Below are 26,985 nucleotides of genomic sequence, written 5' to 3'. Positions count from 1 at the left end.
ACACGGGACCGGAGGGGATATGGCGCGGCAGGCGCATCATCAACAAGCGACCGGGACGCTCTACACCGCCGCAGAGCGTGAACGCCGCGATGCAACGGTCTGGACTCTGGTGCAGGGCATTCTCGCACCGGTGCAATTCCTGGTATTTCTGATCTCGCTCGGGCTTGTGCTACGCTACCTCGTCACCGGCGACGGATTTGCCGCTGCGACCTGGTCCATCTTGATCAAGACCGGCGTGCTCTACCTCATCATGGTGACAGGCGCGATCTGGGAAAAGGTCGTGTTCGGCCAGTATCTCTTTGCGCCTGCGTTCTTTTGGGAAGACGTGTTCAGTTTTGGCGTCATCGCGCTGCACACCGCCTACCTCTGGGCTCTCTGGACCCACGCACTGACCCCACAGGCCTTGATGGGTCTCGCGCTCGCGGCCTACGCGGCCTACGTCATCAACGCCGGACAATTCCTGTGGAAACTGCGCATGGCGCGCCTTCAGGCAGGAGAGGCGGCATGAGCTTTGACACGCCTCCCAGCACAGGTTGCCGCGACGCCCCCGTGTTGCGTGAACGCGGTCAGCACGAGGTATTTTGCGGCCTGACCGGCATCATCTGGCTGCATCGCAAGATGCAGGATGCGTTCTTTCTCGTGGTTGGCTCGCGCACCTGCGCGCATCTGCTGCAATCCGCGGCCGGCGTTATGATCTTTGCCGAGCCACGATTTGGCACAGCCATTCTGGAAGAGACTGACCTTGCCGGTCTCGCCGATGCTCAGGTCGAGTTGGAGCGTGAGGTTGGTCGCCTCATCGCGCGGCGTCCCGATATCCGGCAACTCTTCCTTGTAGGATCTTGCCCGTCCGAAGTGATCAAGCTCGATCTCGCCCGTGCCGCCGAACGGCTGAGCCTGCAGCACGCCCCGCATGTGCGGGTGCTGAACTATTCCGGCTCGGGCATCGAGACCACCTTTACCCAAGGCGAGGATGCCTGCCTTGCCTCCATGGTCCCTTCCCTGCCCGCAACCGATGCCCGGCAATTGATGCTGGTGGGCGCGCTGCCGGATGTGGTCGAGGATCAGGCCCGCGACCTCTTGGCCCAGATGGGCATCACCAGTGTTGCGATCCTTCCGGCGCGCCGGGCCGATGATCCGCTTAGCGTGGGTCCAAACACCGTCTTTGCCCTCTTGCAGCCCTTCCTTGGCGATACGCTTGCAGCACTCGAGCGGCGCGGCGCACGGCATATCCCGGCGCCCTTCCCCTTTGGCGCAGAGGGCACGACCGGCTGGTTGCGCGCCGTCGCAGATGAATTCGGCGTGGACGATGCGACGTTCGAGCGTGTCACCGCCGCCCCGCGCGCCCGTGCGACCCGCGCCGTGGCCCAGGCCGCCGAAAGCCTGCGTGGCAAGTCGATCTTTTTCTTTCCCGATAGCCAGTTGGAAATCCCGCTGGCTCGGTTCCTGACTCGCGAATGTGGCATGCGCGCCGTCGAGGTGGGCGCGCCTTTCCTGCACAAACACATCCTCGGTCCCGATCTCGATCTGCTCGAGGCGGGCCCGCAACTGACCGAAGGGCAGGATGTCGAGCGGCAACTCGACCGCTGCCGCGCGGCGCAGCCCGATCTAACCGTCTGCGGTCTGGGTCTCGCCAACCCACTCGAGGCCGAGGGATTGGCGACCAAATGGGCGATCGAGCTGGTCTTTACCCCGGTGCATTTCTACGAACAGGCAGGCGATCTTGCGGGGCTCTTCTCGCGCCCGATGCGCCGCCGCGCGGCTCTCAAACTGGGGGCAGCATCATGAAGCTCACACTTTGGACCTATGAAGGCCCGCCGCATGTCGGCGCGATGCGCGTCGCAACCGCAATGAAGGGGCTGCATTACGTCCTGCACGCACCGCAGGGCGATACCTATGCCGACCTGCTCTTTACCATGATCGAGCGGCGCAACCACCGCCCGCCCGTCACCTACACTACGTTTCAGGCGCGCGACCTTGGGGCCGACACCGCCAATCTCTTCAAGACCGCCTGTCAGGCTGCCTATGACCGTTTCCAGCCAGAAGCGATGATCGTCGGGGCCTCCTGCACCGCAGAACTTATTCAGGACGATCCCGGCGGCATGGCCGAAATGATGGGCCTTCCCGTCCCGGTTATCGCGCTGGAATTGCCCAGCTATCAGCGCAAGGAAAACTTCGGCGCGGATGAGACGTTTTTTCAGATCACCCGCGCCCTGGCCAAACCGGCAGAGAAAACCGCCCATGTCAGCTGTAATCTGATCGGGCCGACGGCCCTCGGCTTTCGCCACCGCGACGACATCACCGAACTGACCGGCATGCTGGCCGACATGGGCATCGCCGTGAATGTCTGCGCCCCCTATGGCGCGTCCCCCTCCGACATCACCCGTCTGGGGGCGGCCCATTTCAACGTGCTGATGTATCCCGAGACAGGCGAGAGTGCCTGCCGTTGGATGGAGCGGGAATTGGGCTTGCCCTTTACCAAGACTGTCCCTATCGGCGTCGGCGCTACCCGCGATTTCATTCGCGAAGTCAGCACGTTGGCGAATGTTCCTCAGGCAATGGATGAAGAGCGACTGCGCCTGCCTTGGTATTCGGCCAGCGTTGACAGCACCTATCTGACCGGCAAGCGCGTGTTCATCTTTGGCGATGGCACCCATGCCGCCGCCGCTGCCCGCATCGCCCGTAACGAGATGGGGTTCGAGGTGGTCGGCCTTGGTTGCTATAACCGCGAAATGGCGCGTCCCATTCGGTCGTTGGCCAAGGAATACGGTCTGACCGCGCTGATCACGGACGACTATCTAGAGGTTGAGGCCGCGATCGAGGCCGCCGCCCCCGAAATGATCCTCGGCACCCAGATGGAGCGGATGATCGGCAAACGGCTGGGTATCCCCTGCGCCGTGATCTCGGCCCCCGTCCATGTTCAGGATTTCCCGGCCCGCTATTCCCCGCAGATGGGGATCGAGGGGGCCAATGTAATCTTTGATACTTGGGTGCACCCGCTGGTGATGGGGCTGGAAGAGCACCTCTTGCATATGTTCCGCGACGATTTTGAATTCCACGACGCCGCTGGAGCCAGCCATCATGGCGGACAGCACACAGCCAAGGCCCCGGCAGAGTCGCCAGCCCCGACAGACACACCCGCCAAAACATCCGACGTGGTGGTCTGGCTGGCCGACGCCGAACGCGAACTCAAGAAGATCCCCTTCTTCGTGCGCGGCAAGGCCCGGCGCAACACCGAGATTTTCGCCTCGCAAAAGGGGCTGAACGAAATCGGCATCGACACGCTTTACGAGGCAAAGGCCCATTATGCGCGATGACGTGATCCCCCCGGCCACAACGGCCCCCTACCGCGTCGTGATCCTCACGCTGGATGCCCACGCGGCAGGGGCCTGCGCGCGGGTGGCCGAGAGGATGGCGGCGGAATTTCCCGGCCTAACGCTCAAGGTCCATGCCGCCGCCGAATGGGGCGAGAATCCAACGGCACTCGACGCCGCCCGCGCCGATATCGCGCGCGGCGACCTGATCCTCATCAGCCTGCTTTTTCTCGAAGATCACATCCGGGCGATCCTGCCGGACCTGCGCGCACGGCGCGATCACTGTGACGCGATGATTGGCATCATCGCCGATGCCCAAATCGTGAAACTGACCCGCATGGGCACGCTTGACATGGCCGCCCCCGAAACCGGTGCGCGCAAGCTGATCAAGCGGTTGCGCGGCACGGACAAGCCGTCGGCGGAATCGGGTGAGAAAAAGATGAAGATGCTGCGTCGCCTGCCGCGCATCCTGAAATATATCCCCGGCAAGGCGCAGGACCTGCGCGCATGGTTCCTCGTCATGCAATACTGGCTGGGCACCTCCGACGACAATATCGAGGCAATGCTGCGGTTCCTCATGTCGCGCTATGGTCACGAGGCCCGCTTTCGCGCGCTGCGCGCCCCCGCGCCGCAGGATTACCCCGAGGTGGGTCTCTATCATCCCGACCTGCCCGAGCGCATCACGACCGACCTCGCCCGCCTGCCCGCACCGCAAGAAACCACCGGCACTGTCGGCCTCTTGGTCATGCGCAGCTATGTGCTCTCGGGCGATCACGCGCATTACGACGCAGTGATCCGGGCATTCGAGGCGCGCGGCCTCAAGGTGATCCCGGCCTTTGCCTCGGGGCTTGATGGCCGCCCGGCGGTCGAGCGGTTTTTCGAGGGACGTGTCGATACGCTGGTATCGCTGACCGGCTTCAGCCTCGTGGGTGGCCCCGCCTATAATGACAGCGCAGCCGCAGTCGATGTGCTGAGCCGCCTTGACGTGCCTTATGTGGCCGCCCATCCGCTCGAATTTCAGACCCTTGCACAATGGGCTGGATCAGCGGGCGGATTGGGACCGATCGAGACAACGATGCTCGTGGCCCTGCCCGAGATCGACGGGGCCACCAACCCCACGGTCTTTGCCGGGCGCCATGGCGATACGGCCTGCGACGGCTGCGCGCGCCGCTGCGCCGGTGACGGGGCCAAGGCGATGGCCCCCTGCCCCGAACGGATCGAGATGTTGGCGGCGCGGGTCGCGCGGCTGGCCCATCTGCGGCGGCAAGAGGTGGCTACACGCCGCGTGGGTATCGTGCTCTTCGGCTTTCCGCCCAATGCCGGGGCGGCGGGTACGGCGGCCTATCTCGATGTCTTTCAATCGCTGCACAACATGCTGCATGCCATGGCCGCGCGCGGCTATGACCTGACCCCGCCCGCAACGGTCGAGGACTTGCGCAAGGCAGTGTTGGAGGGCAGCGCCCGCCAATACGGGCAAGAGGCCAATATCGCCGCGCATGTCAGCGCCGATGACATCGTGGCGGGCACGCCCTGGCTGCGCGAGATCGAGGCGCAATGGGGTGCTGCCCCCGGCAAGGTGCAGTCGGACGGACGCGGGGTGTTCATCCTCGGGGCCGAGTTCGGCAATGTCTTCGTCGGTTTGCAACCGGCCTTTGGTTATGAGGGCGACCCGATGCGCCTTCTGTTCGAGCGCGGCTTTGCCCCGACCCATGCTTTCGCGCAATTCTACCTCTGGCTCAAGACCCGCTTTCAGGCCGATGTGCTCTTGCATTTCGGGATGCACGGCGCGCTGGAGTTCATGCCGGGCAAACAGGCCGGACCGGGGCCAGCCTGCTGGCCGGACCGGCTGATTGGCGACATGCCCAATGTCTATCTCTACCCCTCCAACAACCCCTCCGAGGCGAGCCTCGCCAAACGCCGCACAGGGGCTGTGACGGTGACGCATCTGACGCCGCCCTTGGCCGCCTCGGGCCTCTACAAAGGGCTCGCGGAACTCAAGGACAGCCTCAAGCGCTGGCGTGAAATGGCGGGCGACGCGCCCGAGCGCGAGGAATTGCGCGCCCTGATCGCCGAGCAGGCCGTGACGGTCGACATGGGCGGGGCGCGACCCCGACACACTCTGGCTCAAACTGCTGGAAACCGAGGATGCGCTGATCCCCGAAGGCCTGCATGTGCTGGGTCGTCCCATGAGCGCCGAGGCGCGCGCCGGATATCTCGAGATCATGGACGGCAGCGATGCCGAAACACGGGCGCGGGTGGATGCCATGTTACAGCAAGAGACGGAGATTGCCGCGCTGCTGCGGGCGCTTGGCGGGCACTTTACCCCGCCCGTGCCCGGCGGCGACCTGATCCGTTCGGCCGATATCCTGCCCACGGGGCGCAATATCCATGCTTTCGATCCGTTCCGCATGCCCACCGAATTCGCCTGCCGCGATGGCGCGCGTCAGGCGGCACGCCTGCTGGAAACCCACAAAAGCCTGCCGCGTTCGGTGGCCCTCGTGCTCTGGGGGTCAGACAATATCAAATCCGACGGCGCGCCCATGGCGCAAGCTCTGGCACTGATGGGGGCCAAACCGCGGTTCGACTCCTTTGGCCGCCTCTCCGGCGCGGACCTCATCCCGCTCGAGGTGCTGGGCCGCCCGCGCATCGACGTGATGATGACGCTCTCAGGCATTTTCCGCGACCTGCTTCCCTTGCAGGTACGGATGTTGGCCGAGGCGGCGCTGGTGGCGGCCGGGGCCGATGAGCCCGACGAGATGAACTATATCCGCGCCCATGTCCGCGCACAGATGGCCAAAACAGGCTGCGATCTGGAAACGGCGGCGCTGCGCGTATTCTCGAATGCCGAAGGCGCCTATGGCTCGAACGTCAATCAGCTGGTCGACAGCTCTGCCTTCGATGACGAGGACGAGTTGGCCGATGCCTATCAGGCGCGCAAGGGCTTTGCCTACGGCGTCAACGGCAAGGCGACCGCCCAAGGCGCGTTGCTGCAGGCTGCCCTTGAGCGGGTCGAGGTGGCCTATCAGAACCTCGAGTCGGTCGAACTGGGGGTTACCACGGTGGACCATTATTTCGACACGCTGGGCGGGATTTCCCGCGCCGTGCGCCGGGCGCGTGGCGGGCAAGAGGCCGCGATCTACATCTCCGACACCACACGCGGCACAGGCACCGTGCGCACATTGGCCGATCAGGTGGCGCTGGAAACCCGCGCCCGCTCGCTCAACCCGAAATTCCACGAAGGCCTGTTGCGCCACGGGGCCGAAGGCGTGCGCCAGATCGAGGCGCATGTCACCAATACGATGGGCTGGTCGGCCACCACCGGACAGGTAGAGCCGTGGATCTATCAGCGCATTTCCGAAACCTTCGTGCTTGATGAGGTGATGCGCAAGCGCTTGAGCGATCTCAACCCGGTGGCCTCTTCGCGCATGGCGAACCGCCTGCTTGAGGCGCATGACCGCGCCTATTGGCAAACCGATGCCGCGACCCTCGCGGCGCTGCAATCTGCGGCGGCGGCGATGGAGGATCGGATGGAAGGGGTGGCGGCAGAATGACCAGGCTTTTCGAGTGTGACCTCTGTCGGAGTGGGGGCCAGCCCCCACACCCCCGAGGTATTTTTCGCCAGATGAAACACAAGATCACGGCACAAGCCGATTGGAGGACCATATGAGCCCGCGCGACGACATTCCCAACTTGAGGGGACAGGACGGCGAGGGATCGGTGCAAGTGCATCAGGACGCCGATATGAAAATCGAAGGCGCCAAGGTGTTCTCGGTCTATGGCAAGGGCGGAATCGGCAAATCGACCACCTCGTCCAATCTCTCGGCGGCCTTTGCCGCAATGGGCAAGCGGGTGTTGCAGATCGGCTGTGATCCCAAGCACGACAGCACCTTTACCCTCACCGGACAGTTGCAGCCAACGGTGATCGACATTCTCAAGAGCGTGGATTTCCACGCCGAAGAATTGCGCCCCGAGGATTTCGTGACCGTGGGTTGGGGCGGCGTGAAATGCGTCGAGGCCGGTGGCCCCCCTGCCGGCACCGGATGTGGCGGCTATGTCGTTGGCCAGACGGTCAAGCTTCTCAAGCAGCACCATATGCTCGATGATGCCGATGTGGTGATCTTCGACGTGCTGGGCGATGTGGTTTGCGGTGGTTTTGCAGCACCTTTGCAGCACGCTGACCGGGCGCTGATCGTCACCGCCAATGATTTCGACAGCATCTATGCGATGAACCGGATCATCGCCGCCGTGCAGGCCAAATCCGCCAATTACAAGGTGCGGCTAGCGGGCTGCGTGGCGAACCGGTCCCGCGATACCGATGAGGTGGACCGCTATTGCGATGTGGTGGGCTTTAACCGGATCGCCCATATGCCCGATATCGACGCCATCCGCCGCTCGCGCCTCAAGAAAAAGACGCTCTTCGAGATGGAGACGGATGACGAGGTGCAGATGGTGCGCGACATCTACACAGGCCTGGCGCAGCATCTCTGGAACGGCACCGATCCACTGGCCCCCTCGCCAATGGAAGACCGCGATATTTTTGAATTGTTGGGCTTCGATTGATGCGGGACTTCGGCGCACCTCCGGCCCTTGGGGCACCGCAAGATGACTGGACGCAGACGCGCGACCGGGTCGAGACCTATTTCGACCGCACCGCGACCCAGGTGTGGGAGCGGTTGACGAGCGATGCGCCGGTTTCAAAAATCCGCCAGACGGTGCGGCTTGGACGCGACCGGATGCGCGCGCAAATGCTGGCGCGGCTACCGCAGGACATGCGCGGGCTGCGGGTTCTCGATGCGGGCTGCGGCGCCGGGCAGATGACGGCGGAACTGGCGGCGCGCGGCGCCGAGGTGATGGCAGTGGATATCTCCCCCGCCCTCATCGAGGTGGCGCGGCGGCGGCTGCCCGATGCGCTTGCCCCGCAGGTCAGCTTTCACGCAGGTGACATGCTGGATGCTGCCCTTGGGCGGTTTGATCACGTCCTCGCGATGGACAGCCTGATCTATTACACCGAATCCGACCTCGCGCGCGCGCTCGATGCGTTGGCGGCTCGCACCACCGGCACGGTGATCTTTACCGTCGCCCCGCGCACCCCGCTTCTTATGGCGATGTGGCGCATGGGCAAGCTTTTCCCGCGCTCCGACCGCTCGCCCAGCATGGTGCCCCATTCGGCCAAACGGCTACAACGGGCGCTGCGCTATGCAGGCAGCACCGCCACCCTGCGTCCGCTGACCCGCGTGACCTCCGGCTTTTACATCTCTCAGGCGATGGAGGTTCACAGATGAGCACGCGCCGCCCCTCTCCGCTGATGGCACTGACCACGCGCTGGCTGCCCTTTGCCGATGCCGCGAGCGAGGGGCTGCCGCTCGGGCAACTCCTGCGCCTGTCGCTCTTTCAGGTGTCGGTGGGGATGGCCACGGTGCTCCTTCTGGGCACGCTCAACCGCGTGATGATCGTCGAGCTTTCGGTCCCGGCCCTCGTGGTCGCGGCGATGATCGCGCTGCCGGTGCTGATCGCGCCGTTCCGGGCGCTGCTGGGGTTCCGGTCAGACACACACCGCTCCGCCTTGGGGTGGAAGCGCATTCCCTATCTCTGGTTCGGCTCGCTCTGGCAGATGGGCGGCCTTGCGGTCATGCCCTTCGCGCTTTTGGTTTTGTCGGGCCAACAAGAGGTGGGGCCGACCTGGGCGGGCGAGGTGTTGGCGGCTCTGGCGTTCCTCATGACGGGCCTTGGCCTGCACATGACACAGACCGCCGGACTGGCCTTGGCTAGCGACCGCGCAACAGATGAAACGCGGCCCCGCGTCGTGGCGCTGCTTTACGTCATGTTCCTCCTGGGCATGGCGATTTCGGCCATCGTGATCGGCTGGCTCTTGCGGGATTTCGCCCCCTTCACGCTGGTACGCGTGGTACAGGGGGCAGCGTTGGCCGGCATCCTTTTGAACCTTGTGGCGCTCTGGAAGCAGGAAAAACTCAACCCCATGAGCCGCGAAGAGCGCGCGGCCCCGCGCCCCGAGTTTCGCGCCGCTTGGGCGGATTTGATGGCAGGGGGCACAGCGGGGCGGCTGCTGGCGGTTGTGTTCCTTGGCACCATGGCCTTCAACATGCAGGATGTGCTGCTTGAGCCCTATGGCGGCGAGGTGCTGGGGCTGTCCGTGTCCTCGACCACGATGCTGACCTCGATCTGGGCGATTGGCGCGCTGATCGGCTTTGGTCTTGCCGGCCGTGCGCTCTTGCGGGGAGCCAATGCCTACCGCATGGCGGGCACCGGCCTCTTGATCGGGATCGCGGCCTTTTCAACCGTGATCTTCTCCGCGCCGATGCAGGCCCCTGCACTCTTTTTCGCCGGGGCAGGCCTGATTGGCCTTGGCGGCGGGCTTTTCGCGGTCTCGACATTGACCGCTGCAATGGCCCTCGCCGCAAGCGGCATGACCGGACATGGACTGGCGCTTGGCGCCTGGGGCGCAGCACAGGCGACGGCGGCGGGTCTCTCGATCGCCATCGGCGGTGGCGTGCGCGACGTCGTCAATCATCTCGCCCTCTCGGGACAGATGGGCGAGGCGCTGAGCACCCCCGCCACCGGCTATTCCGTCGTTTACCACGGGGAAATTGCCCTTTTGTTCATTACCCTTGCCGTGCTCGGGCCGCTTGTGCGGTTCAAGCAATCCGGCAGCACAACCCAATCCGGGGGCGGCCGCATCGGGCTGGCCGATTTCCCCACATGACCTGCGATCGCTCGAAAGGAGTCTGACATGACCGAGCCGTTCTTTGGAAATTTTGATCTCGCAAGCCTCTCGCTCTGGCTGTTCTACGGGTTCTTTGCCCTGCTGATTTTCTACATTCAGCGCGAAAACATGCGCGAAGGCTATCCGCTCGAGGATGACGATGGCAGGCCGTCGGCCAATCAGGGGCTGTTCCCGCTGCCCGGCGACAAGACCTTCAAGCTGCCGCATGGTCGGGGCGAGTTGACCGTGCCGTCGGGGCAAAACCCCGAACGTAGCGATCTGGCGCTGGAAAAGACCGCCGCAGGCAATGGGTTCCCCTTTGCCCCCACCGGCGATCCGATGGCCGATGGGGTTGGTCCTGCGTCCTGGGCGCCGCGCCGCGATGTGCCGGAACTGGATGGCCATGGCCACCCCAAAATCGTGCCGATGGCCGCGACCGAGCATTTCGTGGTCGCCGCCGGGCGTGATCCGCGGGGCCTTCCGGTCGTTGCCGGAGACGGCGAAATCGTGGGCAAGATCAGCGACATGTGGATCGACGAACCCGAGCAGCTGGTGCGCTATCTGGAAATCGAACTGGCCGCCCCGCATGGCGAGGGCAAACGTCTGGTGCCGATCACATTTGCCCGGATCAAATCGGACCGCGTCAATGTCCGCTCGATCTTTGGCAAGCATTTCGGCGGCGTGCCACAGCATGCCTCGTCACGTCAGGTGACGCTGCTCGAAGAGGACAAGATCAGCGGCTATTACGGCGGTGGCACCCTCTATGCCAGCGACGCACGGCAAGAGCCGCTGCTGGGATAAGGAGCCAAGACCATGAGCCACGACGATTTTGCCGTTGAACCCGTAAGGGGCCTGCCCGAAACCCCGCCCGAGGGCGAGCGTATTCTCTGGCAGGGGGCGCCCGATTGGTGGCGGTTGAGCGTCGAGGCGCTCAGCCTGCCGTGGGTGGCGGGATATTTCGTCGTGCTCGCGGTCTGGCGGTTCATCACCATGATGGACCAGATGCCGCTCGTCACGGCCTTTGCCGCCGCCCTGCCGCTCGTGATCATGGGCGCGGTGGTCTGCCTCATGCTCATGCTGGTGGGCTATATCCAGGCGCGCGCCACGGTCTATACGATCACGAACCGCCGCGTGGCCATGCGCATCGGTGCGGCGCTGACCGTCACGCTCAACCTGCCCTATACGCAGGTCGGGCGCGCCGACCTCAAGCTGGGCAAGGGCGGCACCGGCACCATCGTGCTCGACCTGATGGGCGACACGCGGCTCAGCTACCTTGTGTGCTGGCCGCATGTGCGCCCTTGGGTCATGCGCCGCACCCAGCCGGCGCTGCGCTGCATCCCCGAGGCGGCCAAGGTGGCACACCTGCTGGCAGAGGCTGCGGAAACACGCGTCGCCACGCCCAAGATCACCCGCAGCGCGCCGCCGCGCGCCATCGCGGCTGAATGAACAGGAACGGATAAGATGACCGATACAAGCGCCCCCCGTTACAAGGCCCCGCCAGACCGCGATCTCGTGCCGCGCGTGATGATCCGCGCGATGCTGGGGCTGGTGCTGGCGGTGCTGGCGCTGGTCACTTATGCGCGCCTCACCGATGCCCCGCTGGTCGCCACCCCGCCCGCGAGCGAGATCGTGCTGGAACGCCATGTGTTCCTGAGCGGCACCATGGGCGGGGCTGCCACGATCCTTGATGCCAATGGCACCCTGATTGCCAATCTCTCACCCGAAGAGGGTGGCTTTATCGCCGGTGTATCCCGCGTTCTCGACCGCGAGCGCGCCAAGCATGGCGTGGCCCTCACCGGCCCCGTCACCATCATCGCCCGCAAGGATAGCCGCCTCTCGGTCTACGACCCCTCGACCGGATGGGGCGCGGACCTGATGGGCTTTGGCCAGACCAATTCGATGGCTTTCACCAAACTTTTGACCCGCTAGGAAAGGATCACCACCATGGGACTTCTGACACGCGAATTTGAACGCGCCCCCTGCACGGTCGAAATCAGCCACTGTTTCGAGAGCCTGCACGCCCATGTGCGCTTCAACAACGGCACCACCGTCTATCCCGGCGACAGCGTCAAGGTCCACGGCCCCGAGATCATGGCCCCCTACGGCATGGTCGTCAGCGAAGACCGCGAGGCCACGATCATCCGCGCGAGCGCGCTTGAGCGCCTCTGGACCCGCCTGACCGGCGATTTCGAAGTGATGGAACTCTGTGAATTCTCCTTCTCCGATGAGGTGACGCTATGAATATCGCCGTCAAACATTCCGCCGACGCCACCACCGTCGAAGAGGGTCTCGCCATCCAAGAGGCAAATGCCAAGTTCGACAGCAAGGCCGCAACCGACCTCGCGATGCAGAACACCCTGCTCACGCCGCGCTTTTACACCACCGATTTCGACGAGCTGGATGCCATCGATGTCTCTTCGGTGCGCGAGGATTGGGACAAGCTGATTGACCAGATGGAAGCAGACCCCAACAAGGGCCATTTCAAGAAAAACGAAGACTGGGATCACGTCGATTGGGAAGGCATGGAGCCGAAGCTCAAGAAAGAGTTCATCGACTTTCTCGTCTCCTCCTGCACCGCCGAATTCTCTGGCTGCGTCCTCTACAAAGAGATGAAACGGCGCGGCAACAACAAGGACATCACCCAGCTCTTTCAACTCATGGCGCGCGACGAGGCGCGGCATGCGGGCTTTATCAATGACGCGCTGCGCGAAGCGGGCGTGGCGGTGAACCTCGGGTTTCTGACCCAGCAAAAGAAATACACCTATTTCCGGCCCAAGTTCATCTACTACGCCACTTACCTCAGCGAAAAGATCGGCTATGCCCGCTATATCACGATCTTTCGCCACCTCGAGGCGCATCCCGAACACCGCTTCCACCCGATTTTCAAATGGTTTCAGGAATGGTGCAACGACGAGTTCAGCCATGGCGAGGCCTTTGCCCTGCTGATGAAGACCGATCCGAAACTGACCTCCGGCCGCAATGTGCTCTGGATCAAGTTCTTCCTGACGGCGGTTTACGCCACCATGTATGTGCGCGACCATCAACGACCCGCATTCCACAACGCGCTCGGCGTTGATCCGGATTGGTATGCACATGAGGTCTTTACCAAGACCAGCGCGCTCAGCCGCCAGATCTTCCCGATCACCCTCGATATCGACCATCCGCGGTGGCAAGCCGGGCTGGTGCGGCTGCAAAAGGCCAATGCCGATCTGGCAGAGGCTCGCGCAGAGGGCGGCCTCAGCGGGCGATTGCGGTCGCTGGGCGCACAGATGCGCGCGGCGGCGGCCTTTGTCGGGCTCTATACCATCCCGGCGAAAAAGCACGCCCTGCCCGTGTCGACCCGGATGGAACCGGCCTATTGAACCCCGTGGGGGGCCAGCCCCCCACACCCCCCGAGGTATTTGAGGCCAGATGAAAGGACCGTCGTGAGTAGCCCCTGGATCGCAGCGTTGATGGCGGTTTTTCTCTGGTGGTTCGCCACCGGGGCAATCCTGATCGTCGTGCAGCTCTGCGAACGGCGGGGGGCTGCGGCACGACGCCGGGCGGTGCTGATGGCGCTGCCGGTGCTGGCCCTTGGCATCTGGGGCTATGAGGCCAGCTTGGGACAGACCGGAACCGGCGCGGCCTGCGGCGCGTTCCTGGCGGCACTGGCGATCTGGGGCTGGATCGAGCTCAGCTTTCTCACGGGGGCCATCACAGGCCCCAATACCCGGCCCTGCCCCGCTCATGTGGTGGGATGGGAACGGTTCATCCGTGCCTGGGGCACGGTCGCCTACCATGAAATGCTGCTGACGGGTGTGCTGATCCTGCTCTGGCTCTATGCCTCCGAGGCGGTCAATACCGTGGGGCTCTGGACCTTCAGCGTGCTCTATTTCGCGCGCATCAGCGCCAAGCTGAACCTCTATTTCGGCGTGCCAAAGATCAACACCGAATTCCTGCCCGCGCAATTGGCGCATCTTGCCAGCCATTTCCGCATGGCCCCGGTGGGCTGGTTCTTTCCCGTCTCGGTCTCGGCGCTCAGCTTTGCCGTGGCGTGCTGGCTGGAGCGGCTCTGGTCCGCGCCGACGCCCGGCTCGGCGGTTGGCTTTGCCCTGCTGGCGGCGATCACGGCGCTGGCGCTTCTCGAACACTGGTTGATGGTGCTGCCATTGCCGGATGCAAAACTCTGGCGCTGGATGCTGCCTGCGCCCAAACCTACACCTGAAAAATCAAGACCGGAGGGACATCATGGATTTTGATGCCATGTTCACAGCGCAGTTGGACGCGCTGAAAAAGGAAGGCAACTATCGCATTTTCGCGGAACTGGAGCGGCAATGCGGCGCTTTCCCCAAGGCCAAGAGCCATGATGCCCAGACCCCCGAAGAGGTCACGGTCTGGTGTTCCAACGACTATCTCGGCATGGGACAGCACCCCGTGGTCCGCCAAGCCATGAAAGACGCGATCGACGCCTGTGGCACCGGCGCGGGGGGCACGCGCAACATTTCGGGCACGGCGCATCACCATCTGGTGCTGGAGCGCGAACTGGCCGATCTGCATGGCAAGGAGGCGGCGCTGCTCTTTACCTCGGGCTATGTCTCGAACTGGGCCGCCCTCTCGACCCTCGGCGCGCGCCTGCCCGATGCGGTGATCCTCTCGGACGAGTTGAACCACGCCAGCATGATCGAAGGCATCCGCCACAGCCGCGCGAAAAAGGTGATCTGGCGGCATAACGACCCCGAGGATCTGGACCGCAAGCTGACCGCCCTGCCCGCCAATGCCCCCAAGATCGTGGCCTTTGAATCCGTCTATTCGATGGATGGCGACATCAGCCCGATGGAAGAGATCATCGAAGTGGCCGAAAAGCACGGTGCCATGACCTATCTCGACGAGGTGCATGCCGTGGGCCTCTACGGACCACGGGGCGGCGGCGTGTCAGAAGAGCGCGGCCTTGCGCATCGCATCACCCTGATCGAGGGCACGCTGGGCAAGGCCTATGGCTGCATGGGCGGCTATGTCACCGGTTCTGCGGCGATGTGCGACTTCATCCGCTCGTTTGCGAGCGGCTTCATCTTTACCACCGCCCTGCCCCCGGCCGTGGCCGCAGCAGCAACGGCCAGCATCCGGCACCTCAAGACATCCCAGGATGAGCGGCGGGCACAGCGCGCGCAGGTGGCGCGGCTGCGGTCGCTCTTGGACCGTGCAGGCATCCCGCACATGGCGAACGACAGCCACATCATCCCGGTGATGATCAAGGACCCGGTCAAATGCCGGATGCTGGCCGATATCCTGATGCGCGACTATGGCATCTATGTGCAGCCCATCAACTATCCGACGGTGCCCAAGGGGACCGAGCGTCTGCGCTTCACCCCCGGCCCGCTGCATTCGGACGCCGATCTCGACCAGCTGGTGCGGGCGTTGACCGTGCTGTGGAAGCAATGTGCCCTGGCGCATGCTGTCGCGTAATCATACTGGCACACGGGCGGTGACAACCACGTGATCCGCCCGTCCCCCTGATTGACCCAACCTCAAGACCGCCCACCTAATACAAGGGAAGCGGAGGCGAGGAGGCGTCATGATGCTCAACCGATGCGCGATCCTGGTACTTGGGCTTGCGAGCCTTGGGGCATCGGCACAAGCGGCCGATGTCAAACGCGGCGAAATGATCTTCAAGGATTGCCGCGCCTGTCATTCGATCATTGATGAGACCGAAACACCGGTTGTCCGGGGCGGGCGCACCGGCCCCAATCTCTATGGCGTGATCGGGCGGCATGCGGGCAGCGTGCCGGGCTTCAACTATTCCACTTCGATGGTTGCGGCCGGAAAATCCGGCCTGCGCTGGAACGAAGAGGATTTCGTGGTCTATGTGCGCGATGCCACGACCTATCTGCGCAATTATCTCGATGATCCCACCGCGCGCGGCAAGATGGCCTATCAACTGCGCGATGTGCAAAAGGCACGCGATGTCTGGGCCTATCTCCAGACCGTGACCCGCCCTCCGGCGCAGTAGGTTCAGCGGATCTGGCGCAGCGGCACCACTTCGGCCCGCCCGGCCAGGGCGGCACGTATCGCAAAGGCAATATCCGTGGCTGAGAGACCGGCATCGGCATACATATCCGCCGGGTCGGCCTGATCTATGAAGCGATCCGGCAGGCAGAGCGTGCGCAGGATCAGCCCCTTGTCAAAGGCACCGCGCCGCGCCAATTCGTGCAGAACGATACTGCCAAAGCCCCCCATCGCCCCCTGCTCTACGGTGATGAGCGCGCGGTGATGGCTGACAAGCTGCATCAAGAGATCGGTATCGAGCGGCTTGGCAAAGCGGGCATCGGCCACGGTCACTGTGATCCCGTCATCCGCCACCATATCAGCCGCGACCTGACATTCAAAGAGATGCGCGCCAAAGCTGAGGATCGCCACATCGCTGCCCTCCTCGATCACCCGCCCCTTGCCGATGGCCAACGGCTTGCCCCGTTCCGGCAGGGCCACACCGGTTCCAGACCCGCGCGGATAGCGGAACGCGATTGGGCCTGCATCATGGGCGGCGGCGGTGGCAACCATATGGACAAGCTCCGATTCATCGGCGGCGGCCATCACGGTCATGCCAGGCAGATTTCCCAGATAGCCGATATCGAAGGCCCCCGCATGGGTGGCCCCATCGGCCCCCACCAGCCCCGCGCGGTCGATGGCAAAGCGTACCGGCAGCCCTTGCAAGGCCACATCATGCACCACCTGGTCATAGGCACGTTGCAGGAAGGTGGAATAGATCGCGCAAAACGGTTTGAGGCCACTCGCCGCCATCCCGGCGGCAAAGGTCACGGCATGTTGCTCGGCAATGCCCACATCGAACACCCGCGCCGGAAAGCGCTCGGCCATCTTGGTCAGCCCGGTGCCATCGGGCATCGCAGCGGTCACCGCAACAATCCGGTCATCGCGCGCCGCTTCATCGACCAGCGCTTGCCCGAAGACGCCCGTGTAGGATGGCGCGCCGGGCTTGGATTTGGCCTGAGCGCCGGTGGCGGGGTCGAATTTCGACACACCATGCCCCTTGTCCGCCGCCCCTTCGGCCGGGGCATAGCCCTTGCCCTTGACCGTGCAGACATGGATCAGAACCGGCCCCGTGGCCCGCGTGCGCGCGGCCCGCAGCACCGAGAGAAGCTGCCCCATGTCATGGCCATCAATCGGCCCGACATACTGAAATCCCAGTTCCTCAAAGAGCGTGCCAGAGCCTGTCAGCCCCGTTACCAGTTGCCGCGCGCGCTTGGCACTCTCGCGCAGCGGCGTGGGGAGCGCGGCCTCGAACCCTTCGGCAAGGGAGGCCATGCGCGCCAGAGGCTCGCTGGCATACATCCGGCTGAGATAGGAGGACATCGCCCCAACAGGGGGCGCGATGCTCATTTCATTGTCGTTGAGAATGACGAAAAGCCGCCGCCCCTCGGCCCCGGCATTGTTCAGCGCCTCATAGGCCATGCCCGCACTGATCGAACCATCCCCGATGACGGCAATCGCATCGCCGGTCGCCTGCCCCATGTCCCGCCCCACGGCAAAGCCAAGCGCGGCACTGATCGAGGTCGAGGAATGCGCGGCCCCAAAGGGGTCGTAGATCGACTCGCTGCGCTTGGTAAAGCCTGAGAGCCCATCCTTTTGCCGCAGGGTACGGATACGGTCCCGGCGACCCGTCAAAATCTTGTGAGGATAGCATTGGTGGCCCACGTCCCAGATCAGCTTGTCCATCGGCGTGCTGAACACCGCGTGAATGGCCACCGTCAATTCGACCACGCCCAGGGATGAGCCCAGATGCCCGCCGGTTTCCGACACGGCGGAAATCACCTCAGCGCGCAGTTCATCGGCGAGGGTCGCCAATTGCCGATCCGGCATCTGGCGCAGGTCAGACGGGCCGGCAATGCGGTCCAGAAGCGGTGTGTTGGGTCTGGTGTGGGTCATGGCGGCCTCCTCCCCGGTGGCGCTGATGCCACCCGCACGAGGGGCGGCATGGGGGCAACGGGGGCGCCTCAAGACGCCCCCATGCTTGGTCAGTTGCTGTAATCCGGCGTGCCGCTGGTAGTGGCCAGTTCCGGCCAGTCGCCGATCACATTGGTGCCTTGCAGGGGCTGCTGATAGCCCTTGTGGCAAGTCTTGCAGGCGGCCTTGGGCGCGTCGGCATAGACCGGGCCAAGGCGGTTCTCGGGCAAGAGACCTTCGAGCGGTACGAGATAGGTGTTGTTCAACTCCAGCACCATCTCGATACCCAGGATCTCCGTGCCCCACTGCGGTGTGACCTGCGCCCCGTCATAAAAGGCGCGGGAATTGTGGCAGAACACACAGTTCACCCCGAGCGAATTCGCCACATAGTTCATCAGCGAATACGTCCGTTCGGCCTGCTGGATACCCGGATACCCATCTGTGCCCGGTACCCCCGCCACGCGGGACTCGAGATCATGCACCTTGATGCTTTCGCCATCGAGCAGGTACTTCTCCAGCGCGTCCGACGGCAACGAGGTATATTGCGACTGCACCGTCACCCGGTTCTGATTGGCCGACCAGCCTTCGACGGTCTCATTGACCGGGCTGATCTTGAACCAGACATCCGACGGCACCGGCTGACCACGGTGACAGGTGTAACAGGTTACACCCACCTCCTTGTTGGCATTGACGTGGCCCGACCATTCCTCGTTGAGGTTCTGGGTCATACCGATCATGACATGGCCAACGGCAGTCTGGTAGCTGTCCACGCTCTCGAAGAGATCGGGAATCCCGGTCCAGACGCGCATCGCTGCCAGCAGGCGGTCATAGTTCTCGACCGTCAGCCCCTCCAACCCCGGCGGCACGTTCTCACGCGCCTCACCGGCGGTCTGCTCGCCCCCCTGCGGCACCACCGGTGCCGAAGTGGACGCAAGGAAGCTCTCGATCGACGGATCGGGCTTGGCCAGATCCAGCTTGAACTCGGGCACCGACATGCCCGTGCCGCGCGGGCCGGTCTGGAGGCTCTCGGTGGCATAGGGCTGGCCCCATGTCACCAGAAGGGCTGCTACAAAGACCGCGCCACCCACTGTGCCGATGGCCACCGCCGGACCAAAGATGTTGGTCGGATTGTCACGGTTCCATTTGTCAAACCATTTGGGAAACATGGCTTACTCTCCTTTTCCGATAAAGGCCTCGTAAGAGCCATAAGCCTCGTAGCCATAAGACCCGTCGTACATCGGCGCAAAGTTGTGCTCTTGTGCCCAGATGAACCAGTTGTCCACGACCGTGCCGGTCAGCAGGATGCCGATACCACCCGTGATCGGGGTGAGAACCGCAAACCACCAGGCCCAGCGGTGAATCCCCTCCATCGTCGCGTTGAACCCCATGGTCCAGCGCCAGAAGAGGGCGGCGCGCTCGGACGCCGTGCCGCGATCCACGATCTGTTCCAACTCGCGGTCGCCGCCAAAGCGGGTCACAGCCAGAATGGTCGCCCCGTGCATCGCAAAGAGCAGCACCGAGCCATAGAGGAACACGATCGAAAGACAGTGGAACGGGTTGTAATAGAGGTTGCCGTAACGGATCGAGAACGCTGTGGTCCAGTCAAGATGCGGGAAGATACCGTAGGGCACCGCCTCGGACCAGGACCCCATCAGGATCGGCCGAAAGAGGCCCAGCACCAGAAAGAGCCAGATGGCAGAGGCAAAGGCCCAGGCGACATGCTTGCCCATCTTGTGGCTTGCCGCCAGTTGATAGGTCCGCAGCCACCAGGCACAGACTGCAACCAGCAGAAAGAACGAGGCGATGATATACCAGCCGCCATCATTGAGCGGCGGCATCGACAGCCCATGCTCCGGTCCCGGCGGCTCCAGCGACAGCCAGAAGAGTTGCCGCAGGAACTCTGGCAAGGACCAGCCCACCTGCGCCAGCATGTTGAGACCGACGATAAAGAACCACATGAAGCCGCTGATCAGGCTGACCACGCCCAGCATGCCGAGGTTGATCGGTCCGATCTGCGCATTGCCCAGCCAGCCGACGAGGGTCGAGAAGAAGGGCTTGCCGGCGCGTTCGGCCGTCAGCCGCCCGCCGGTGTCGTCCATGCCCATCTCGGGCTTGCCCTGCACCTGCACTTGGGTGAAAATGTTCTGATATTCAATCATGGTTCACATCCCTACCTGAGAGGGCCAGATCGGCAGGTCGAGCCACCAGTTCCACCACTCGGGCCAGCCCTTGGTCCAGACCGGGCCGGAAATGATGATACAGACTGCCGAAAAGAAGACCGCATTGATCGCCAGAAGAAATCCGACGCGGTGGATGCCCAGCGTGCCGACCGAATAGCCAATGAAGTCGCGAAAGAAGGTATCCTCGTGATCGGGCGTCTTCATTTCTTCGCCCTTCTCGGGGTTGGCCGCCGACAGGATCAGGCCGCCATGCAGCGCCAGCGCGAAGGTGGTGGTAAAGAACAGCGTCACCGCCAGCATATGCGCCGGGTTGTAATGGAAGTGCAGATAGGCATATCCGGTGTTCGAGACCCAATCCAGATGACTGAAGATCCCGTAGGGAAACCCGTGCCCCCAGGCCCCCATAAGAAGCGGGCGAAAGATCACCAGAGTCATGTAGGCCAGGATCGCGAAACTGAAGGCAAAGGGCACATGATAGCCCATTCCCAGTTTGCGACAGATTTCCACCTCGCGCAGCGCCCAGCTGATAAAGGCCCCGGTGGCGCAGAAGGTGATGATTTGCCACAATCCCCCCTCCATCAGCGGTGCCAGGCCCAGACCGTAACTCAGGTCAGGCGGCGCGATGTTGATGAGCCATGGGTTGAACGTCCCTTGCTGCGACGCTCCCCAGAAAATCAGGATCGTGCCAAGGGCTGCGAAAAATGCGGTCGTGACCCCGAAGAAGCCGACATAGAAGGGCCCGACCCAAAAATCGAACAGATCGCCGCCAATCAGCGTTCCTCCGCGGACACGGTACTTTCTTTCAAAACTGAGCAAAGCCATCTCGTGGTCCCCGCGTTGTCCGGCTGTTCAGTTTGCCCGCTCAGCCGTTTCGTTTCGTTAGGTAGCCGCGGGCGGCGTTGTCCCCGCCCGCAGCGATCATTGGGACAGTGAAATCACTGACCATACTTGGCAGCGGCGATTTCAAACCAGTTGAAACCGTCGGTGCTGAGCAGCACGAGATGGATCATCGCGGCCAGAAGAAACAGGAACGCGCCCTGCGCCACGAAAACGCGGCGGGGGTCGAAGATGAGCCAGATCTTGTAGAACTTTGCCATGTCTTACCCCTTTCCTCAGAACCACGGGAACCAGATGAAGGTTGCAATATGTGCAACCACTGCAATCGCCGTGAACAGCCAAAGGCCGCTCATGTAGACGGAATGCAGCTCTTGAGCCTGCTCGTCTGTGAGACCTGTGAACGACAGATCAGATTTATCAGCCATGAACTTTCCTCCGGAACGTTATGCTGACGTCGCGTACCCCGCGACCGGGTCCTTCGAGGCCTGCATGGCCCCGCAGGGTTCTGTCCGCCCCAGAATGGGACAGGCAGTTCGTGATCCCGGCCCTTGTCAGGCCGAGAAAATCAGTGGCGTTGTGCGATCCGCCTCGGCCCAGGCACGCGCCAAGGGTCCGCGCAGATCGAGCGTGCGATACTGCACCACGTCGCGCATCCAGCGCAGAGTGGCGACGGGCAAAGCCAACGCAAAAATCAGAGCAAAATAGAGCTGAAATTCCAGACCACGGCGCCGCGCCTGTCGGCTGCGCGCACGGGGCGGGTTTGATGTCATGTCAGTCATCGTCTCAGTCCTCCTCTCGAACTGGAACCCCGGTCATACGGGGGGAAATCGCTTGAACGGTTTGCAGCACGACCCGTTCGTCGCCCTGCCGCAGCGCCGCATCCTCGGCGGCATCGCGCAATGTCTTGGCCGCAGAAATCCGCGTCAGCACCGGATGTTCCGCAACGATCCGCTCCAGCTCGCGGGCGGCGTCGGCATCCCACGGAAAATCCCGGCGCAAGGGCGTGGGCGTCGCATGGGTCGCGTCCATCTCGGTCGACAAGGGCAGGATGTGAAAGAGCGCGTCAAAGAGCCCGTTGCACACCTCCTGCAAGAGCCATGTCGCCCCCGCGTAGCCCATCACCGGCGTCCCCGTGGCGCGCCGGATGGCCGCCCCCGGAAAGCTCATGGGCAAAAACACCGGCTGTGGACCAAATCCCGCGCGCGTCTCGGCGAGATAGATCTTCTCGTTGATCGACCCCATCAGGATGAGCGGACGCTTGGTGTGCACAAGGCTGCGCACCTCTTCGTTATTGGTCTTCTTGCCCGCACAGCGCGCCACCGCAAAGGCGCAGGGCAGACCGAGATCGCTCTCGAGGTAATGCCGGATACCGCGCGCATAGGTCTCGTTCGCGACGATCCCGAAATTCGCGGTGGCAAAGAAATCCTGCGTCACCGACCGCCACAGATCCCACACCGGTTTGAGCGTCGAATGTTTCTCACGTTCGATGAACGGTTCCGGGTCCAGCCCCAGCATCTCGCCCAGCTTGCGCAGGAACAGCGTCGTGCTCTCCACACCAATGGGCGCTTGCAAATAGGGCTTGCCCAGAACCTCGGCCAAACCGCGACCGAATTCGCGATACATCACGATATTGGCGTCGGCATTGACCAGATTGCGCATCTCGGCCAGATGCGCCCCGAGCGGCATCACCATATTGACCTCGGCCCCGATCCCCTCGACCAGACGCCGGATCTCGTGCAGGTCCGACGGCATGTTGAACGTGCCATACATCGGCCCAAGGATATTGACGCGGGGGGCGGCCCCCTCTTCCCGCGGCTTTTCGGGGGGCATCCGCCCCTTGGTCATGCCGAATTCCGTGAAGATCCACGTCATCGCCCGATCCGCCGACTGCCATTGATCCTCGTCAATGGTGCGCGGCAGAAAGCGTTGAATATTCGTGCCTTGCGGTGTCACGCCGCCGCCAATCATCTCGGCAATAGAGCCGGTGACAACCACCGCGGGCAGGGCGGGGTCCAGCGTGCCCCAGGCGCGTTTCATCGCCTCTTCGGTGCCCGATCCCATTTCGCTCTCGCCCAGCCCGGTCACCACGATGGGCAACTCATGGGGCGGCAGCGCGTCGGTGTAATGCAGCACGGATGTCACCGGCAGGTTCTCACAGCCCACCGGCCCGTCGATCACCACCTGCAATCCCTTGACCGCACAAAAGGCATAAACCGCCCCCCAGTATCCGCCCGCGCGATCATGATCCTGAATAAGCATCAGATCATCTCCTGCGCTTTGGCGGCTCGCGCCTGCTTGTCGAGCTTCTTCTGATGCTGCGCGCGGAAATCGGGGCGCAGATTTGGGCTACCTTCCCAGATACCCGCAGTATCGCCCTCGCCCACCCCGGCAAAGAAGTCGCGCATGCTGTCCATCCGGGCCTTGTTGCCCATGGCGGCATTGACCACCTCGGCAAGGCTCCCTGCCCCTGCAGGCCCCATCAAGGGCCGCGCTGAAATGAGGTTGGTGAAGTAGAGCGACGGGATGCCCTTGGCCTTGGCCTTTTGCACCACCGGCGTGGTGCCTATGGCGAGATCGGGATTGACCGCTTCCATCGCGGCGCAGTCGTCTTCGAGCGAGGCGCGGAACTTGACCTTGACGCCCTTGGACGACAGCCAGTCTGCATCCGCCGCCGACCACGGGGTTTTCGGGCACGCGGTGCCGACATAGGGCACATTGGCCCCGCTCTCGATCAAGAGACGCGCCACCAAAAGCTCGCTGCCCTCATAACCCGAGAGCGTGATCGTGCCCTTGATGGGCGCATTGGCCAGCGCGCCCTTGATGGCGGGCAAGAATGCGTTCTGCGCAGCGGCCACCCGGTCTGCGGAGAGACCAAAGGCATCGCCGATCCCGGCAAGCCAGGCGGCGGTGCCATCATGGCCCACCGGGGCCGAACCCACGATGGGGCGGCCTGCGGCCTCGAATTCGCGGATTGCAGCGGTATAGAAGGGATGGATCGCCGCCACCGCCCCGCAATCGAGCGCGGCATATAGCTCTCGCCACTCGCGGCAGGGCACAACCGGACCAGCAGCGAGGCCCAAGGGTGCCAGCATCGCGCCGATCATCATCGGGTCTGCCGGAAACATCTCACCCAGCAAGGTCACGGTGGGGCGGTCAGACTTGCCGCCTGCAGGGGCTGCAACCGGCCCCGCCATCGCTTCCTTGCGGGCGTAACTCAGCATCGCCCCGGCCAAGACATCCTTGGCCTCAGCATGGGTGGGAATACCAAACCCCGGCACGTCAATGCCCACGATCCGCACTCCGTTGATTTCAGAGGGCAGCAGGCGCAGCGGCACGCCGCTCGCGGTCGGCACGCAGAGATTGGTCACGACAATGGCATCAAACCGATCCGGATCGGCCATCTCATGCACGCTCTCGCGGATATCCTCAAAGAGCTTGCCGGTCACAAGCGTTTCGGAATTGAACGGCACATAGCCCACAGAGCGGCGCGCCCCGTAGAAATGGCTCACAAAGGTCAGACCATAGACACAACAGGCCGACCCGCTCAGCACCGTCGCCACCCGCTTCATCCGCAGGCCCACGCGCAGGGACCCAAAGGCCGGGCACATGCTCTGCGGCTGGTCATGCGGCCCCTTGGGATAATCACGGGCATATTGATCGAGCAATTCGGACTGCCCCGCCATGCGCGCAGCCTTTTCCATCTCAGCCCCGGAATGGCAGCCACCCGCCAGATCGGGCGCGGTCTCAACGGCGGTGCCGGTGATCACATGGGCCTCGGCGGCCCCGTCATATGTAACTTCATCGCTCATGACGCCCGCCTTTGAGGAGAGGCCTGCGCCTCCCGGTCGGTGGTCTGCTCTGCGGCCTGAATATCGGCCAGAAGGCGGCGCAATTGCTCAGGCCGCGCGCGCGCAAGCAGGCGCTGCACCTCAGCCAGAGTTTCGCGACGGGGCTCGTTAGACATCGTCATAAACCACCTCCAGCGATGCTTTGGGTGCCGCGTATTTGCCGCGCATGTCCGCGTCCGTGGCGGGCTCCAAAACGTAATCGCCCCCCGTATCCTTGCTATCGAAGAGCGCCAGCAGCCCATCCTGATCGAGCGGATTGGGTCGCACCGGTGGGGCCACGGACACCGCGTCGGCCAATTGCGCAAAGAGATCGCCCCACTGGCTCGCCGCTGTGCCAACGATTTGATAGTTTGCAGATTTCTTGCGCAGATCGTCATCCTGCGGGATCGCGGCCAGCACCGGGATATTGACCGCTTTGGCAAAGGCTTGTGCCTCGCCGGAATGGTCATCCTTGTTGATCACAAGGCCCGCGACACCCACGTTGCCGCCCAGCTTGCGGAAATACTCGACCGCAGAACACACGTTGTTGGCCACATAGAGCGATTGCAGATCGTTCGAGGCCACCAGAATGACCTTTTGCGCCATGTCCCGCGCGATCGGCAGACCAAAGCCGCCACAAACTACATCGCCCAGGAAATCGAGCAGGACGTAATCGAAATCCCAATCGTGAAAGCCCAGCTTTTCCAACAGCTCGAACCCGTGGATGATCCCGCGCCCGCCACAGCCCCGGCCCACTTCCGGCCCGCCCAGCTCCATCGCAAAGACGCCACCGCGCTTGAAACAGACATCCCCGATCTTGACCGGCTCACCAGCGAGGTTCTTCTTGGTCGAGGTCTCGATGATCGTCGGGCACGCCTTGCCGCCAAAGAGCAGGCTCGTCGTGTCGGATTTCGGATCACAACCAATGAGCAGCACGCGCTTGCCCATCTCGGCCATCATGTGGCTCAGATTGGCCAAGGTGAAGGATTTGCCGATGCCGCCCTTGCCATAGATCGCGATGATCTGCGTCTTGGACTTGGGTTCGCCCTGCGGAATTTCGAGCGTCGGCTCTTCATGCGCCTCGTCGCGCAGCCGGCGGTCGAACTCTTTGAGATTCGGCACGTCGTCCTTCATGCTGCGTCCTTCCAGTTGAGTATCATTTTCAGGCAGTCGGGATCGCTGAACGCGGTCCGATAGGCCTGCGGTGCGGTCTTGGACGATGCCTGATGCGTGATCAGGCCGCCCAGGCTGAGCGCGCCCGATTCGACCAAGGCGCGGGTCGCGGTCAGGTCATCATGGACCCATTCCGCCGCCACGCGCAGCCGCGCTTCCTTCATGAACGCCATGGGAAAGGCAAAGCTGAGCGCCTGCGGATAAAACCCCGCCAGCACCACCTCGCCGCCCTTGGCCAGGCGGCCAATCAGCGTGTTCAGGATCGCGGGATCGCCCGAGGCATCGTAGATCGCGCGATAATCGCGGCGCGTGTCATTGTCAGGATGGATCACCGGATAGCCCTGTGCGCCCGCGCTGCGCCCGGCCTGCGTTTCCCAGACGGTGGGCGCAGGGGCCCCCGCCGCAATCGTCAATCGCGCCAGCAACCGGCCCAAGACGCCATGCCCCACGATGAGATCGGGCACGGCCTTGTCCAGCCCCGCCATCGCATGCCGCGCCGTCGCCGCCAGCGCCAGGAGCGCGCCTTCGGCCCCGAATCCTGCATCGATTCGGCAGACGCGCGACGCCTTGGTCACAAGCCGCGCCGAAGCAGCCCCCAAAGAGACCAAAGGCCCCCTCGTAGCAATCGGCACCGGGGACGAACACATGATCACCGGGCTTGTAGCCCGTGCCGGGTGCGGCCTCGACCACCTCGCCAGCGGCCTCGTAACCGGGCACCAACGGATAGCCCATACCGGGGAACGGCGGCATCTGCCCGGACCAAAACAGCTTTTCCGTGCCGGTGGAAATACCCGAATGGGTCACATCGACCACCAGATCCCCGGCCCCCGGCGCCTTGAGCGTCAGACTGTCAACCGAGAGGTCTTCTGGTCCCCTGAGATGAACGGCGCGGGTTTCGATGGCGGCCTCCTGTCCGTTGTCTGACAGTGTCAGATTCTGGATTCCCCTTGCTTGTAAGTGTAACGGGACAGGCTAAAGTGTCAATCTTTCTTTACACTGTC

At 63.4% G+C, this 26,985-nt stretch carries 25 protein-coding genes and 2 pseudogenes; 15 read left to right on the top strand and 12 right to left on the bottom strand.

The window, feature by feature from the left end; all coding sequences use genetic code 11:
* Positions 1-19: 19 nt before the first annotated feature.
* The 15 genes and pseudogenes from bchF to ROSMUC_RS02045 all read left to right on the top strand — a co-directional run bounded on the left by bchF (position 20) and on the right by ROSMUC_RS02045 (position 16,018).
* Positions 20-508 (top strand): 2-vinyl bacteriochlorophyllide hydratase, encoded by a 489-nt coding sequence (gene bchF / locus ROSMUC_RS02115; RefSeq protein ID WP_037269016.1) that lies wholly within the window; start codon positions 20-22, stop codon positions 506-508.
* On the top strand, positions 505-1,785 hold the full coding sequence (locus ROSMUC_RS02110; protein WP_037269015.1) for a ferredoxin:protochlorophyllide reductase (ATP-dependent) subunit N: 1,281 nt from the start codon (positions 505-507) through the stop codon (positions 1,783-1,785). Before bchF ends, ROSMUC_RS02110 begins: the two co-directional genes overlap by 4 nt.
* On the top strand, positions 1,782-3,314 hold the full coding sequence (bchB, locus tag ROSMUC_RS02105; protein ID WP_037269013.1) for a ferredoxin:protochlorophyllide reductase (ATP-dependent) subunit B: 1,533 nt from the start codon (positions 1,782-1,784) through the stop codon (positions 3,312-3,314). Before ROSMUC_RS02110 ends, bchB begins: the two co-directional genes overlap by 4 nt.
* Positions 3,304-6,862 (top strand): annotated as a pseudogene (locus ROSMUC_RS02100) (magnesium chelatase subunit H). The gene bchB and the pseudogene ROSMUC_RS02100 overlap by 11 nt, the downstream one beginning before the upstream one ends.
* A 112-nt stretch (positions 6,863-6,974) precedes the next feature.
* Positions 6,975-7,871, top strand: coding sequence for a ferredoxin:protochlorophyllide reductase (ATP-dependent) iron-sulfur ATP-binding protein (bchL, locus tag ROSMUC_RS02095; protein ID WP_037269012.1), 897 nt, complete (start codon positions 6,975-6,977; stop codon positions 7,869-7,871).
* Positions 7,871-8,593 carry a magnesium protoporphyrin IX methyltransferase gene (bchM, locus tag ROSMUC_RS02090; protein WP_037269010.1) on the top strand — a complete coding sequence of 241 codons (723 nt, stop codon included), beginning with the start codon at positions 7,871-7,873 and terminating at the stop codon, positions 8,591-8,593. The genes bchL and bchM overlap by 1 nt, the downstream gene beginning before the upstream one ends.
* Positions 8,590-10,032 (top strand): PucC family protein, encoded by a 1,443-nt coding sequence (locus ROSMUC_RS02085; protein ID WP_037269009.1) that lies wholly within the window; start codon positions 8,590-8,592, stop codon positions 10,030-10,032. The genes bchM and ROSMUC_RS02085 overlap by 4 nt, the downstream gene beginning before the upstream one ends.
* Positions 10,033-10,059: 27 nt before the next feature.
* On the top strand, positions 10,060-10,833 hold the full coding sequence (gene puhA / locus ROSMUC_RS02080) for a photosynthetic reaction center subunit H (RefSeq protein WP_037269006.1): 774 nt from the start codon (positions 10,060-10,062) through the stop codon (positions 10,831-10,833).
* Positions 10,834-10,845: 12 nt separating this feature from the next.
* On the top strand, positions 10,846-11,478 hold the full coding sequence (puhB, locus tag ROSMUC_RS02075) for a photosynthetic complex putative assembly protein PuhB (RefSeq protein ID WP_037269003.1): 633 nt from the start codon (positions 10,846-10,848) through the stop codon (positions 11,476-11,478).
* Positions 11,479-11,493: 15 nt separating this feature from the next.
* Entirely contained in the window at positions 11,494-11,961 is a 468-nt protein-coding gene (gene puhC / locus ROSMUC_RS02070) for a photosynthetic complex assembly protein PuhC (RefSeq protein WP_037269001.1), read from the top strand.
* 15 nt (positions 11,962-11,976) lie between these two features.
* Positions 11,977-12,273 (top strand): hypothetical protein, encoded by a 297-nt coding sequence (locus tag ROSMUC_RS02065; RefSeq protein WP_037268998.1) that lies wholly within the window; start codon positions 11,977-11,979, stop codon positions 12,271-12,273.
* Positions 12,270-13,394, top strand: coding sequence for a magnesium-protoporphyrin IX monomethyl ester (oxidative) cyclase (gene acsF / locus ROSMUC_RS02060; RefSeq protein WP_037268995.1), 1,125 nt, complete (start codon positions 12,270-12,272; stop codon positions 13,392-13,394). The genes ROSMUC_RS02065 and acsF overlap by 4 nt, the downstream gene beginning before the upstream one ends.
* Before the next feature lie 63 nt (positions 13,395-13,457).
* Entirely contained in the window at positions 13,458-14,270 is an 813-nt protein-coding gene (gene puhE, locus ROSMUC_RS02055) for a putative photosynthetic complex assembly protein PuhE (protein ID WP_075571696.1), read from the top strand.
* Positions 14,260-15,474, top strand: coding sequence for a 5-aminolevulinate synthase (gene hemA, locus ROSMUC_RS02050; protein ID WP_037268989.1), 1,215 nt, complete (start codon positions 14,260-14,262; stop codon positions 15,472-15,474). Before puhE ends, hemA begins: the two co-directional genes overlap by 11 nt.
* 109 nt (positions 15,475-15,583) lie before the next feature.
* The gene (locus ROSMUC_RS02045) at positions 15,584-16,018 is read left to right on the top strand and encodes a c-type cytochrome (RefSeq protein WP_245875093.1); all 435 of its coding nucleotides are present in this window, start codon (positions 15,584-15,586) and stop codon (positions 16,016-16,018) included.
* Positions 16,019-16,020: 2 nt separating this feature from the next.
* Here the strand turns inward: ROSMUC_RS02045 and dxs are convergent, their stop codons facing one another.
* The 12 genes and pseudogenes from dxs to bchC all read right to left on the bottom strand — a co-directional run bounded on the left by dxs (position 16,021) and on the right by bchC (position 26,884).
* Positions 16,021-17,949: a 1-deoxy-D-xylulose-5-phosphate synthase gene (dxs, locus tag ROSMUC_RS02040; protein WP_037268986.1), complete on the bottom strand. Its 1,929-nt coding sequence runs from the start codon at positions 17,947-17,949 to the stop codon at positions 16,021-16,023.
* Between the two features lie 89 nt (positions 17,950-18,038).
* Entirely contained in the window at positions 18,039-19,133 is a 1,095-nt protein-coding gene (pufC, locus tag ROSMUC_RS02035; protein ID WP_037268985.1) for a photosynthetic reaction center cytochrome PufC, read from the bottom strand.
* A gap of 3 nt (positions 19,134-19,136) precedes the next feature.
* Positions 19,137-20,126 carry a photosynthetic reaction center subunit M gene (gene pufM, locus ROSMUC_RS02030; protein ID WP_037268982.1) on the bottom strand — a complete coding sequence of 330 codons (990 nt, stop codon included), beginning with the start codon at positions 20,124-20,126 and terminating at the stop codon, positions 19,137-19,139.
* A gap of 3 nt (positions 20,127-20,129) precedes the next feature.
* Complete coding sequence (gene pufL, locus ROSMUC_RS02025; protein WP_037268979.1) at positions 20,130-20,969, bottom strand: photosynthetic reaction center subunit L; 840 nt, start codon at positions 20,967-20,969, stop codon at positions 20,130-20,132.
* A 113-nt stretch (positions 20,970-21,082) separates the two neighbouring features.
* On the bottom strand, positions 21,083-21,244 hold the full coding sequence (gene pufA, locus ROSMUC_RS02020; RefSeq protein ID WP_008280385.1) for a light-harvesting antenna LH1, alpha subunit: 162 nt from the start codon (positions 21,242-21,244) through the stop codon (positions 21,083-21,085).
* A 15-nt stretch (positions 21,245-21,259) separates the two neighbouring features.
* Positions 21,260-21,409 carry a light-harvesting antenna LH1, beta subunit gene (gene pufB, locus ROSMUC_RS02015; protein WP_009819267.1) on the bottom strand — a complete coding sequence of 50 codons (150 nt, stop codon included), beginning with the start codon at positions 21,407-21,409 and terminating at the stop codon, positions 21,260-21,262.
* A 126-nt stretch (positions 21,410-21,535) separates the two neighbouring features.
* The gene (pufQ, locus tag ROSMUC_RS02010; protein WP_037268974.1) at positions 21,536-21,763 is read right to left on the bottom strand and encodes a cytochrome PufQ; all 228 of its coding nucleotides are present in this window, start codon (positions 21,761-21,763) and stop codon (positions 21,536-21,538) included.
* 4 nt (positions 21,764-21,767) lie between these two features.
* Positions 21,768-23,243 carry a chlorophyllide a reductase subunit Z gene (gene bchZ, locus ROSMUC_RS02005; RefSeq protein WP_037268972.1) on the bottom strand — a complete coding sequence of 492 codons (1,476 nt, stop codon included), beginning with the start codon at positions 23,241-23,243 and terminating at the stop codon, positions 21,768-21,770.
* Positions 23,243-24,793 carry a chlorophyllide a reductase subunit Y gene (gene bchY / locus ROSMUC_RS02000; RefSeq protein WP_037268969.1) on the bottom strand — a complete coding sequence of 517 codons (1,551 nt, stop codon included), beginning with the start codon at positions 24,791-24,793 and terminating at the stop codon, positions 23,243-23,245. Before bchY ends, bchZ begins: the two co-directional genes overlap by 1 nt.
* Positions 24,790-24,948 carry a hypothetical protein gene (locus ROSMUC_RS20945; protein ID WP_206018414.1) on the bottom strand — a complete coding sequence of 53 codons (159 nt, stop codon included), beginning with the start codon at positions 24,946-24,948 and terminating at the stop codon, positions 24,790-24,792. The genes bchY and ROSMUC_RS20945 overlap by 4 nt, the downstream gene beginning before the upstream one ends.
* Positions 24,941-25,945 (bottom strand): chlorophyllide a reductase iron protein subunit X, encoded by a 1,005-nt coding sequence (locus ROSMUC_RS01995; protein WP_037268966.1) that lies wholly within the window; start codon positions 25,943-25,945, stop codon positions 24,941-24,943. The genes ROSMUC_RS20945 and ROSMUC_RS01995 overlap by 8 nt, the downstream gene beginning before the upstream one ends.
* A pseudogene (gene bchC, locus ROSMUC_RS01990) lies at positions 25,942-26,884 on the bottom strand (chlorophyll synthesis pathway protein BchC). The gene ROSMUC_RS01995 and the pseudogene bchC overlap by 4 nt, the downstream one beginning before the upstream one ends.
* Between the last annotated feature and the right edge of the window lie 101 nt (positions 26,885-26,985).

The organism is Roseovarius mucosus DSM 17069 (genome assembly GCF_000768555.3).
GTDB lineage: Bacteria > Pseudomonadota > Alphaproteobacteria > Rhodobacterales > Rhodobacteraceae > Roseovarius > Roseovarius mucosus.
This window is presented reverse-complemented; position numbering and strand designations above follow the sequence as displayed.